7 protein-coding genes are annotated in these 12215 nt (G+C 69.8%); all 7 read right to left on the bottom strand.

The annotated features are described in order from the left end of the window. Positions 1-108: 108 nt before the first annotated feature. Complete coding sequence (locus HUA74_RS08995) at positions 109-1473, bottom strand: hypothetical protein (RefSeq protein ID WP_174454179.1); 1365 nt, start codon at positions 1471-1473, stop codon at positions 109-111. A gap of 329 nt (positions 1474-1802) precedes the next feature. Continuing rightward, positions 1803-2366 carry an RNA polymerase sigma factor gene (locus tag HUA74_RS08990; protein WP_174454178.1) on the bottom strand — a complete coding sequence of 188 codons (564 nt, stop codon included), beginning with the start codon at positions 2364-2366 and terminating at the stop codon, positions 1803-1805. 142 nt (positions 2367-2508) lie between these two features. Continuing rightward, entirely contained in the window at positions 2509-5208 is a 2700-nt protein-coding gene (locus HUA74_RS08985; protein ID WP_174454177.1) for a family 20 glycosylhydrolase, read from the bottom strand. A 68-nt stretch (positions 5209-5276) separates the two neighbouring features. Next, positions 5277-6650, bottom strand: a complete 1374-nt coding sequence (locus HUA74_RS08980) for a carbohydrate porin (protein ID WP_174454176.1) — start codon at positions 6648-6650, stop codon at positions 5277-5279. Positions 6651-6735: 85 nt separating this feature from the next. Next, positions 6736-8451, bottom strand: coding sequence for an N-acetylglucosamine-specific PTS transporter subunit IIBC (gene nagE, locus HUA74_RS08975; protein ID WP_371745524.1), 1716 nt, complete (start codon positions 8449-8451; stop codon positions 6736-6738). Between the two features lie 30 nt (positions 8452-8481). Continuing rightward, positions 8482-11061, bottom strand: coding sequence for a phosphoenolpyruvate--protein phosphotransferase (gene ptsP, locus HUA74_RS08970; protein WP_174454174.1), 2580 nt, complete (start codon positions 11059-11061; stop codon positions 8482-8484). Beyond that, the gene (locus HUA74_RS08965; RefSeq protein ID WP_254624975.1) at positions 11058-11945 is read right to left on the bottom strand and encodes an N-acetylmuramic acid 6-phosphate etherase; all 888 of its coding nucleotides are present in this window, start codon (positions 11943-11945) and stop codon (positions 11058-11060) included. Before HUA74_RS08965 ends, ptsP begins: the two co-directional genes overlap by 4 nt. Positions 11946-12215: the final 270 nt, after the last annotated feature.

The following is a 12215-nucleotide window of genomic DNA, read 5'->3' as shown; positions in this document are numbered from 1 at the left end:
GGATCGCATCGTCGTCCCTGCCCAGTGCCTCGCGCCCATGGTGAATACCGTCCAGCACAGGGCCTCCCTCGGACTCGGAGGCCACTGCTGGCGTGAGGAGGCACCGCGCTACTGGGGCCGCAGTCGCTGGATGAGCTGCTTCGCGCTGAACGGCGTCGTCGAGGTATCGACGTCCGCGTCCCCCGTGAGGGAGACCTCGCCCGTGGGGTGGTACGTCAGCTCCCACGCGGCTCCGTGGAAGGGCCCGATTCCCGCGCCCCAGAGTCGACTTCCTGCCGGAGAGTAGAGCCCGAGCACTCCATCCGTGCCGCCGAACTGGACCTCGGGCGGCGGACACGTGGCGTCGCACGCCCCCAGCACCGCGACACCCAGTGGTCCCGTGGAGACGTCCTTCAACCAGGCCCCCAGCAGCGTCATCCAGCGCTCCTCTCCGGTGAGCGAGTACGCCGCGATGTTGCCGCGTCCCCAGATGCCTCCCGGATAGTCCTGTCCCTTGAAGCGCATGGTCCCCGAGAAGCTGCCCACCGCGACGATGTCGTCACCGAGCGCCGCGACGGCATAGAAGCCACCGGGGGCCTCCGGGTACTCGCGGAACCAGCGGTGCGGACCGTTCCGGGCGAACTTGGACACGAAGGCCACCCGCTCCGGCGAACGGTTGAAGACATAGCGCCACCCCACGACGACGACGCCATCGTCCGAGGAGGTCTTCAGGTCCATGACCTCCACGCGGTCACCCCTGCCACCAATGGCGCGGTCGAAGACGTAGTCGCCATTCGCGTCGAACTTCGCGATGTAGCCCTGCCACCCCGGGACCTCCAGCACCCACCGGACGCCGCCGCCCACGTTGCAGTTCAGGCCCACCTGGCCTCCGAGCCACACCGCGCCCTGCGAGTCGACCGCCACCGCGCGGATGCCCAGTTCGTCACACAAGGCGTGCCGCCACAGCAGCGTCCCCGCTGGAGAGAACTTCGCCACGAACGAGCGCTTGCCCAGCGCGCCATCTCCCAGGTCCATCGTCTCCGGCGCATGGCCCGCCATCAGGATGTTGTCGGAGGCATCCACCACCAGGTCCGGGAACGAATAGAAGTCCGACTCGGCGGGCTGGAGCTGCGCCACGGGCCACGCGAAGACCTTGCGCCAGACCTCCTGTCCGAGTGGATTCAGCTTGAGCAGCTCCAGCGTGCGCTGGGAGCCGTTTCGCCAGTAGCTCGCCAGGGTGAGCACGTTGCCCCCGCTGTCCCGCACGATGCGCGAGGAGCGCGTGTTGCCGCGATAGATCATGCCCGTGTCCAGCACCTGCCACGCCCGCACGCTCGGCGGTCCCACGGCCTCCTGGGATGCCATGGGGCGCCCCACGTCGTCTCCCCAGGTGTCCGGCGTCATGCCCTCCTCGGGTTGCCCGCAGCCCGAGAGCACCACCCAGCCCAGCAGCACCACGCCGAGCGTGACTGTCTTCGTTCGCAAACTCCGCATCACCTGACTCCTTTTCCATGCACGGGGGCACGCCCCAGGCGCTCGCTCAGCGAAGGGGGCTTCACGGAGTTGTGAGGCACACGCCGGGAAACAACCCCCGGGCCCGGGGCGCACACGACGGGTTGTTCAATCCAAGGCGTGGCGCGGGCCGGGAGCACCTCCAGGCACGCCGGCCAGGGAGCCACATCCCGCGGGCCTCGCCCGTGCAGGCAACTCCGTCGGCCTCGCCCCGAGGATGAGGTTCAGAGCGCGAGCACCGCGGGTTCGGGGCGCCGCGCATCGCCATCGCGGGCGGCGGCGGTCCTGAATCCGACAGGTGCCGGGGTGGCTCAGGCTTGAAGCGAAGCGCCACGCCGGGCGACGAGCACGCGCAGGTGGGCCCGCCCCAACCGGAGTCGACTCCTCACCGTCTCGAAGGGAATCTCCAGCGCATCCGCCAGCTCGGGCACGCTCATTCCCTGAAGATGGTGAAGCACGAGGGCGCGGCGCTGCTCGTCGGGGAGCTGCGCGAGGAGCCCCTCCACCTGTCGACGCAGCAGGCAGTCCTCCCTCGCCAGCTCGTCGCAGGACTCGAAGTCCCGGGCACTCGCTTCATCGCGCTGACGTCGTTCGATGCGGGCCCTGCGTGAGGCCGCGAAGCTCACCCGTCGCACCACCTGGTCCGCCCAGGACGCGAAGGCGCCGTCGCCCCGGTAGCCGCGCAGGCCGCGCAGGATGGCGACGAGCGCCTCCTGCGTCACGTCGTCCACCTCCGTGTCGCGGCGAACCAGGTACCGCACCCGCGTCCGGACCCGGGGCAACAGCTCCGTCAGGAGCGCGCCGACCGCGTCACGATTCCCCCGACTCGCTTCCCGGACGCGAGGTTCATCCACACCGAGCTTGGCAGTCGCCATGGCCTCTCCCAGCCTCATCCGCGCAGGGGCGTCGGGCCCGGCGCTGCCCGGCCCACCGGGCGCTCCCGGTGGGCGGTGTCACCTGTCGAGGACGCGGCACCCTCACCCCGCGAAGCGGAGAAGCAGAAGGGTGCCGCCCCCGTCAGTTCAGCTCGACCTCGCGACTGCTCCGGCCATCACTCGCCCGAGCGCGCAGCAGCACCCGGCCCTGGGCACTCACGGGCTCCGAATAGACGGCCCAGCTCCGGCCGCCATCCGCCGAGTACTCGATGACGAGGCCCGGGAAGCGCACGTTGGCGTGCACCTTCCCGCCCGTGCGCCGAGCCCCGGGCAAGGGGATGCGGTAGTTCACCCCCACGCTGTCGGGCAGCTCCCCGCGCACGTCCACCGGACGATAGGCGCCCAGCCGAGGCAGGACGGACTGTCCCAGGCTGTTGGCGAACCGAGCCCACAGCGCGGGCATCTGGTCAGGCGCGGGCAGCTCCGGGTTCCAGGCGCGCTCCGCCACGCCGAGTATCTTGGGGAACGCCAGATACTCCATCACCTGCGGCGTCTTGACGTTCTCCCCGAAGAGCAACCCATGCATGCCAAGGATGTTCTTGCGCCCCGCCTCGGTGAGCCGCTCCTTCGTCGCCCAGGCGCTCGGGTCGATGGGGTTGCCCATCCGGTCCGCCGTGCCATTCACATACACATCGAACGGCCGGTACTCGAAGGTCTTCTTCTCGTCGACGAAGTTGGCCCAGTAATAGCCGGGCTCGTCCGGGTCCTTGTTGTACGCCAGGTCCATGTAGAGGTTCGTCGCGTGCGACAGAATCACGCGGGAGCCCTGGTTCGCATACCGGTACGCGTCGTCCTCGCGCCCCCAGCCCCACACGTTGCTCCACGGCATGGGGATGAAGCCCGGCAGGTCCAATCCGTGGTGGATGATGTCGTCCCAACCCGTGGCCGCCACGCCCGTCGCGGTGATGAGCCCGCCCCAACGCGTGAAGAACCGGTTGAAGAGCTGCACGTCCGTGAGGCCACGCGTCTCCGGGTTCTGCTGGCACACCGGCGAGCCCTGCCACCACACGTTCGCCGCGAGCGAAGGCAACTCGTCGCCCCCCGCGTGGATGGCCAAGAGCCGCGCCCCGGGCACCGCGTCGTGGCGAGCCTTCAGCTCCTGGGCCACCTTGGCCAGGAAGGCATAAGTCGACTCCAGGCAGGGATTGACGAAGTTGTCCGTGTAGCCCTGCACGCTGGTGTGCACCGAGGTGTCGGCCGGGTCCACCAGGCGGTACTCCGCCGCGCGCACCGGGTCCGTGCCCTGGTACTTCCGGAAGCGGTACTCCATCGCCTTCACCGCCGCCCGCGCGTGCCCCGGCATGTCGATTTCCGGAATCACGTCGATGTGCCGCTCGGCCGCGTACGCCAGCAGCTCCTCGTAGTCCTTCACGGTGTAGTAACCATGGCCCGCGCCCACGAAGTTGAGCGTCGCCCGCTCGAAGCCCTGGTAGCGCGGCGCGACTCCACCGTTGGCCTCGGTGGGCGACTCCGGCTTGAAGGCCACACCGTCTCCCTGCGCCAGGTCGCCGCCACTGCCCAGACCGATTTGCAGCATCTGGGCTTCCTGGAGGGCATAGCCGCGCCGCGCGCCGTAGGTGGTCAGCTCGGGGATGCCGGGCACCTCGATGCGCCAGCCCTCGTCATCCGCGAGGCGCAGGTGAAGCGCGTTCACCTTGTAGTGCGCCAGCACGTCGAGCAGCTTCTTCACCGTCTCCTTCGTCTGGAAGTGTCGTGCCACGTCCAGGCTCATGCCCCGGTAGGCGAAGCCCGGCACGTCGGTGATACGCACGCGAGGCAGCGACAGCACGGCGGGCCTGCTCGTGGGATTCACCGAAGCCGCGTAGGCCTCCACCGGCACCAACTGACGCAGCGTCTGGATGCCGTAGAACACCCCCGCCGCGTCCGAGCCCACCACCGACACGCCGTCTGCCTCGACCTCCAGCACGTACCCTTCGGCGTCCTTGTCGCCATCGCCGTCGACATCGAGCGCCGAATCGATGCTCAAGCGGATGCGCTCCGAACCCGCGTCTCCCTGGGCCTCGCGCGTGGTGATGGACGCCGAGAGCACGTCTCCGAGCGCCGCGGCGAGATAGGCCGCCTCGCCTCCGAGCCCCGGCGCGTGGAGGATGCCCACCGCGCCACCCAGCACCACCTCGCCCTCCCGGACGTCCACCTGACGCGGGGTCGGCAGCAGCCGCGCCTTCAAGTCCAACGACTGGAAGGAGGGGTTCTCCGCGTAGCGCAGCGCCGGCGTCTGAACGGGCAGCACGTCTCCCTCGAAGCGCGTCGTCTGCTTCGGGTCCGCCGCATCCAGGCGCACCGTGGCGGGCACCGCGAGCGAGAGGTCCGCCCCGAACGGGCCACCCTCGAACACGATGTGGAACCCGGCGGGCGCGTCGGACTTCAGGACGGCCCAGTCGGAGGCCAGCACCGACAGCTTCCGCTTCTCGCCAGGGCGAAGGGGTACGAAGCCCGGCAACGGCTCCAGCACATAGTAGTCGCCGCTCTTCGCCACTCCGGCCCTGGAGAGTCGGATGCCCTGCGCCGCGAGCGCCTGGATTCCCGTCGCGTCACCCTCCCCTTCGTCGAGGATGCGGCGCACGAAGCTGAAGTAGAGCTTCCAGCCCCGCGAGCCCAGCTCCCGCTCACCCCGGTTCTCCAAGGTGAATTCGGAGCGGAAGAACTTCCAGCTGCCCACCGAGTTGTCCACCGGCTGCCACTCGACGGCCAGCTCCGTCGGGCGACGGCACGCGGACAGCAACAACGTCACCATCGTGAGGCACAACACGAGCCGCTTCATCGGGTCTCCCTTCGCCACGTCGAGCGTGGCCCTGAAACGAAACTGTGGATGGGGTGTCGCGCGGGAGGTCAGAGCCACCACTCCACGCGCGCGCCCAGGTAGTGGCCCACGGTGGAGCCGCCCACCGTCTGGAGGTACGGCGAGATGAGCCGGTCGACCGACGCCTGGTTGTAGACAGCCAGCGTGTAGAACAGCCGCAGGTGCGGGCGGGCCCAGACGTCGCGCTTGCCGGTGGGCACCAGCGTGGGCACCAGCGACAGCTTCAGCGCCGTCCCGTACCGCTGATGTCCCTCGCGGAAACCCTGGAAGCTCGCCTCGTTGACCAGGTGGAACTGGTCATGGAGGTACAGCGTGCTCTGCGCGCCCAGCGCGTACTCGACATAGCGGTCCGTCACCGCGCCGCTCGCGCCCCGGCCCGCGTGCAGGGTGCCGTAGGCGTTGACGCTCAAGAGCGGGTTCACGTTGTAGAGCAGGTGGTTCACCACCTCCACGCCATACGCGCCCGAGTACCGGCCATTCGCCGCGGGAAGACCATAGGTGTTCCACGTCGGGAGCCCCGCGAGGCTGCCATTGGCGATGCGGCTGCCGATGCGCACCGAGGTGTCGTTGAAGCTGCCGTTACCGAGCTCCACGTGCCCCTTGACGCCCCCCACCACGCCCACGTCCGGCGGCAGGATTCGCGCGTCGGCGGGAGCGAGCGAGGCCGCCTCGGGCAGCGCGTGAATCTCCGTCAGCAGATGGATGGCGTGCTTGCTCTGGAAGGTGTGCGTGTACTGGCCCACGATGACGGTGCGCTGACGGCGGCGGTCCGGCTCGCCATCGCCATCCGTGTCCACCGCGTACTCCGCGAGCGTGGCGGAGGTCTGGAGCAGCACCGCCACGTCGATGGGCCCGTACTGAACTCCCAGCCCCTGCGCGGACAGGTTGTTGAAGTACCAGTAGTCCGCCAGGTACACGTTCGTGCCGCGATAGAAGCGCACGCCGCCCCAGAACTTCAGGCCGGGGACCAGGATGTTTCCCGCCGCGACGTAGGCCTCTCCCAACTCCAGCGCCAGCGTGGAGCTGAAGCGATTGCTCGTCAGGCCGATGAACAGGCCGTTGTTGGCCCACATCGCGGGCGTCAGCACCGCGTAGGCGTAGGGCGCATCCACGCTGCCCTCGGCCGGCTTGAGCAGGTGCAGCTTGAGGGAGGGCTCCAGATAGTCGCCCTCCTCCAGTCGTCCTCCCACGGAGCGGCCCGTGAGGTTGAACGTCTTGCCCTGGATGAACTCGCCGCTGGTGGGCGCCCAGCCCACGCCGACGCGGCCGTACATGGAGAAGTCGAGCCGGTCCGCCAGGGATTGCGCGCTCGAGGGAAGTGCGAACAGCAGGCAGAGCGCGGCCAGCAGCGGACGCGAGGAACGACCGAGGAACAACGGGACTGAGGGGCCACCGGGAATCATGTGTGAACCTCCGGGCAAGGCACGGCCAGCACCCCTCCCGAGAGAGGGGTTCATTCGGTTGGAAGAGAGAATGGGGAGTCGGGTGCTAGAGCATCGCGCGCAGCTCGTCCGCGACACGCTCCGCGGTGGGACCGAGGATGACCTGCACGCTGCCGCTGACGGGCTTCACCACGCCTCGCGTCCCCAGCCCCTGAAGCTTCGCGTCATTCACCAGCAACGCGTCCGCGACGCTCAGCCGCAACCGCGTGGTGCAGCTGTCCACGACGCGCACGTTGGCGGCGCCACCCAGGGCGTCGAGCATGGCCCTCGCCAGGGTGCGGTGCTCGGCCCCGGGCGCCGCGGCGCCCTGGAGCGCCTGCTTCACCTCGGCGGCGAGCTGGTCCGCCTCGGGACCGATGATGACCTGCACACTTCCTCGCGCGGGACGCAGCACACCGCGCGCCCCGAGCTGCTTGAGCGTGGCCTCGTCCACACGCTCCGAGTCCACCACCTGGAGCCTCAGGCGCGTGGTGCAGGCGTCCACTTCCTTCAGGTTGGCCACGCCTCCGAGCGCCTTCAGGTACGCCTCGCCTCGGGCCAGGGCCGGAGCGGGAAGGCTCCGGCCCTCACTCGGGGCACTCACGGCGGCGAGCTCATCCTCGCGACCGAGTGTCTTGAGGTTGAAGCGGACGATGATGAAGCGGAACACGCCGTAGTAGACGCCGAAGTAGGCGAGTCCCACGGGCAGCAACAGGAGCGGCTGGGTGGACTTGCCGTAGTTCAGCACGTAGTCGAACAGCCCCGCGGAGAAGCCGAACCCGAGCTTCACGCCGAGCACGTTCATGATGACGTGCGACATGCCCGTCAGCACCGCGTGGAGCAGGTACAGCGGCGGGGCCAGGAACATGAAGGCGAACTCCACCGGCTCGGTGACGCCCGTCAGCGCGGAGGTGAGCGCCATGGACAGCAGCACGCCGCCGACCCTGGCGCGATTGCGCTGGGGCGCCGCGTGGTACATGGCGAGGCACGCCGCCGGCAGACCGAACATCATCACCGGGAAGAAGCCCGCCATCATCGCGCCGGCCGACGGGTCCCCGGCGAAGAAGCGCTTCAGGTCTCCCGTCACGCCGTTGAAGTCACCGAGCACGAACCAGGCGAGGTTGTTGATGATGTGGTGCAGCCCGGTGACGATGAGCAGTCGATTGAAGAAGCCATAGAGGAACAGCCCCAGTCCTCCGGCGGAGACCACCGAGCGGCTGGCCCCATCCAGCCCCAGCTCCACCACCGGCCAGGCGAAGCCGAACGCCAGGGCGAACAGCAGACAGGCGAAGCCGGTGACGATGGGAACGAACCTGCGCCCTCCGAAGAACGCCAGGTACTCCGGCAACTTCGTGTCCTTGAAGCGGTTGTAGAGCAGGCCCGCGCTCAGGCCCGCGAGGATGCCGGCCGGCGTGCTGATTTTCGCCGCCAGCCGAGTCTTGAAGGTGGACAGCGCCAGGTCTCTCGCCGCGCCCTCCAGACCCGCCGTCACCTCGGGCGGAATGGTCACCAGCGCCTGCGTGCCCTGGATGATGATGAAGTAGCCCACCGCGCCCGCAAGCCCCGCCGCGCCATGGTTCTCCTTGGCGAAGCCGACGGCCACGCCCACGGCGAACAGCAGGCCGAGGTTCGAGAAGATGGCGTCTCCGGCCGCCGCGACGAAGGCGATGTCCAGCAGGTCCGGCTGCCCCAACCGCAGCAGCAGGCCCGCGATGGGCAGCACGGCAATGGGCAACATCAACGCACGCCCGAGTTGCTGCACTCCAGCAAACGAGTTGCTCACCACGACGTACCTCCAGGGTTGGGAGCCGGGCTACAGCCCGGGCCAGGTGCTCGACACCAGAGCGCGCACCGCCTCCGCGCTCTCCAGTTCCAGGGCCTCACGCGCGACCTGCTCGCAGCGCGCGAGGGACAGCGTGCGGATGAATGCCTTCAAGTCGGGAATCACCGAGGGCGTGGCGGACAGCTCCGTGACGCCCAACCCCAACAGCAGCGGCGCGGCCCGAGGCTCCGACGCCACGCCACCACACACCGCCACCGGGCGCCCGTGGACCCGCGCGCCCTCCACCGTCTTCGCCACCAGTCGCAGCACTCCCGGATGAAGGCCATCCAGCCGCGCCGCGAGGTGCGGGTTGCCTCGGTCCACGGCCAGCACGTACTGCGTGAGGTCATTGGTACCGATGGACAGGAAGTCCGCCTCCGCGGCGAGCTGGTCCGCGAGCACCGCGGCGGCGGGGACCTCCACCATGGCGCCCAGGAGAATCGGCGCGGTGAGGCCGAGCGCGCGCTGCTCCGATTCGAGAAGGGCGCGCACGGCGCGCAGCTCCGCCCGCGAGGAAATCATCGGAACGAGGATGCGGCAGACCCCCACGGGACGGACCCGGAGGATGGCGCGCAGTTGGGTGCGCAGCAGCTCGGGCTCTCGCAGCGACACCCGCACGCCCCTCAGGCCCAGCACCGGATTGTCCTCGTGTGGCAGTGGCAGGTAGGCCAGCGGCTTGTCACCGCCGACGTCGAGCGTGCGGATGACCACGGGCCGCCCGCCCAGCGCGTCCGCGATTTCCTGGTAGCGCGCCAACTGCTCGTCCTCACCGGGCGCGCGGACCCGCTCCAGGAACAGGAACTCGGTGCGCAAGAGGCCACAGCCCTCCGCGCCCTTGTCACGAGCCGTCACGGCCTCACCCGGGCGACCGAGGTTCGCGAGCACCTCGATGCGGACTCCATCCGCGGTGCGGCAGTCCTCGTGCGCGGTCAACATGTGGACACGGCGGTGGGCCGCGCGCGACGTCATCGCGCGACGGGTGGCCTCACGGGTCTCCTCGGACGGGAAGACCCGCACCTCGCCCCGGTCTCCGTCGAGGACGAGCGGCGCGCCCTCCGGAATGCCCAGGGCCTGATTCCCCAGGGCGACGACGGCGGGCAGGCCCATGCCCGACGCGAGGATGGCGACATGCGAGGTGGGCCCGCCCCGCGCGGTGCAGATGCCGGCGATGCGATGAGGCTCGAGCGCGGCCAACTCCGAAGGCAGCAACTCATCCGCGACGAGGATGGCCTCCGGCGGCAACGTCGAGGGAATCCGCGAGCTGGCCTCCCCCGTCAACGCGGCGACGACGCGGCGCGCGAGGTCATGCAGGTCCCCCGCGCGCTCCGCCAGTCGCGCGTCCTCCAGGCCGAGCAGCACGGCGGCCTGTCGCTCGACGACCGCGCGCCACGCCCAGGCCGCGCCACGTCCGGCGGCGAGCTCGCGATTCGCGGCCTCGATGAGCTCCGGGTCATCCAGCAGCGCCAGGTGCGCCCGGAAGATATCCGCGCGGGCGCCTCCATTCCCGGGCGTCGCGGACATCGCCTCTTCGAGCTCCCTCCGGACGCGGGCGAGGGCCTCCGACAGGCGCTGTTCTTCCAGCGTCACGCCGAGTCCCTGCTCGGGCAGGTCGACGGGGAGGTCGATGACCCGGACGGCCCGCCCCACGGCGGAGCCCGGCGACGCGACGATGCCCTCGAGCAGCAGCTCCTTTCCAGGTGAGAAGGTCGGAGGCGCGACGGGCACGGGGGTGATGCCGCGCGCGGTCATCACCGACTCCGCGACGGGCGTCGTCGGGTCGCCCAGTCCACTGGCCACCCACTCCGCCAGCTCCTGCGCCACGCGCTCGGCCGCCTCTCCCTCCACGTGAAGGGTCAGCAGGTCTCCGTGCGTGGCCCCCAGACCCATGAGCGCGGACACGCTCTTGCCGTTGACCACGCGCCCATGACAGGCGACGCGCACCGTGCCCGGGTGTTGCCGCGCCCGCTGGGCGAGCGCCGCCGCGGGACGGGCGTGCAACCCATGCGCGATGAGCAGCCGGACCTGCCTCGTCGCACCCTCTTCACGCGCTCCCTCCGGCGCCACCGGCGCGCTCCCCGTGACGGCGAGCAACGGCTCCCCGACGGACACCGAGCGACCCTCCACTCGCTCCGTCACGGTGTAGCCCTCGGCGTTGACCACCAGCATGAGCGTCTGGAGGCTGCGCGCCTTGCGTGCGAGCAAGTCCAGGTCGAAGCCAATCAGTACGTCTCCGGTGCGCACCTTCTGGCCCGTCTGGACATGGACGGTGAAGCCCTCGCCGCGCAGCTCCACCGTGTCGATGCCGATGTGGAGGAGAATCTCCGCCCCCGTCTCGGCGCGCAGGGTGCACGCGTGGCGCGAGGCGTGGATGGAGATGACGACACCGTCGCAGGGAGCGCGCAGCTCGGCGGAGGTCGGGTCCACCACGATGCCGTCACCCGCCAGGCGCTGGGCGAAGGCCGGGTCGGGCACCTCTTCCAGCCGCGCCGCCCAGCCCGACAGCGGCGAGGAGAGCAGCAGCGTGGCCGAGGAAGGACGAGCGGTGACGAGCTTCAGCGGGAGTCCGGTCATGAGGGGTCTACCTCCTCCGAGGAGAGCGCCGACAGCGCGAGCCGCAGGTTGCCCCCGGCGCGCTCCAGGGCCGCGTCCGCTCGCGCGACATCCAGCCCCGCGAGTCCCAGCACCGCGCGTTTGACGGTGCCGTGTGCCGTGAGCGCTTCGGCGGCGCGGAGTTCATCCACCTGGGCAAGCCGCGCCACCATGGCCACGCAGCGTTGACGCAGCTTCGCGTTTTCCGGCCGCACATCGACCATCAGGTTGTCGAAGACGCGCCCCAGCCCCGCCATGACGGAGGTGGAGAAGAGGTTCAACATCACCTTCTGCGCCGTCCCCGCGCCCAACCGCGTGGAGCCCGCGATGACCTCCGCGCCCGAGGCGACGACCACCTCGTGTGCCGCGACACGCGCCAGCGGCGACTTCGCGCGACACGTCAGCGCCACCGTGAGCGCGTCGCGACCGCGCGCCACGTCCAACACGCCCACCGTGAAGGCGCTGTGCCCGCTGGCGGAGACCCCCAGCACCACGTCCTCGGGTCCCAGCCGCGCCCGCAGCGCACGCTCCCGACCCGCGCCCTCGTCATCCTCCGCGACAGCGTCGAGCCCGTGAGAGAGGTCCAACCCTCCCGCCACCACCACCGCCACCCGCGACGCCGGCCAGTCGAACGTCGGCCCCAACTCCACCGCGTCCAGCGCCGCCAGCACGCCCGACGAACCCGCCCCCGCGTACACCAGCCGCCCGTCGCCCCTCGCCAGCCGGTCGACCGTGGCCTCCACCGCCGCGCCCAACGCCGGCAACGCGGACAGGCAGGCCGCCACCGCCCGGGACTGACCGCCCCAGAGCGCCTCCAGCGTCTCGGCCGTCCCCCAGGTGTCCAACCCCTGGAAACGACGAGCCATGTGCTCCGTCTCCTCCGCCATGACTGTGCCCCCCGGCAACAACTGGTATCAAACTGGACTCAATGACAATACCAGCAAAAATCCGGATTTCAAGGAGTAGTCGGCTTTTTCCAGAGACGCAGTGCGACATGCGACTTCGTCCATGCCGATATTACCAAGTACATTCAGCCACTTGGGATGGCTGGCTGACCGAGCTTTCTGGTTGGTCGGGAATACCGGCTGGTGCTATAGTGGTATCCGACTGGTTCGACACCTGAGAGGAGCGATGTC

The sequence above is a fragment of the Myxococcus sp. CA051A genome, assembly GCF_013336705.1.
Lineage (GTDB): Bacteria > Myxococcota > Myxococcia > Myxococcales > Myxococcaceae > Myxococcus > Myxococcus llanfairpwllgwyngyllgogerychwyrndrobwllllantysiliogogogochensis.
Note: the sequence above shows the minus strand (reverse complement) of the source record. Positions and strands in the feature narration are given on the sequence as shown.

Bases quoted from the DNA above. Each gene is read 5' to 3' on its own strand.
- HUA74_RS08995 (WP_174454179.1), bottom strand. From the start codon at position 1,473: ATGCGGAGTTTGCGAACGAAGACAGTCACGCTCGGCGTGGTGCTGCTG.
- HUA74_RS08990 (WP_174454178.1), bottom strand. From the start codon at position 2,366: ATGGCGACTGCCAAGCTCGGTGTGGATGAACCTCGCGTCCGGGAAGCG.
- HUA74_RS08985 (WP_174454177.1), bottom strand. From the start codon at position 5,208: ATGAAGCGGCTCGTGTTGTGCCTCACGATGGTGACGTTGTTGCTGTCC.
- HUA74_RS08980 (WP_174454176.1), bottom strand. From the start codon at position 6,650: ATGATTCCCGGTGGCCCCTCAGTCCCGTTGTTCCTCGGTCGTTCCTCG.
- ptsP (WP_174454174.1), bottom strand. From the start codon at position 11,061: ATGACCGGACTCCCGCTGAAGCTCGTCACCGCTCGTCCTTCCTCGGCC.
- HUA74_RS08965 (WP_254624975.1), bottom strand. From the start codon at position 11,945: ATGGCTCGTCGTTTCCAGGGGTTGGACACCTGGGGGACGGCCGAGACG.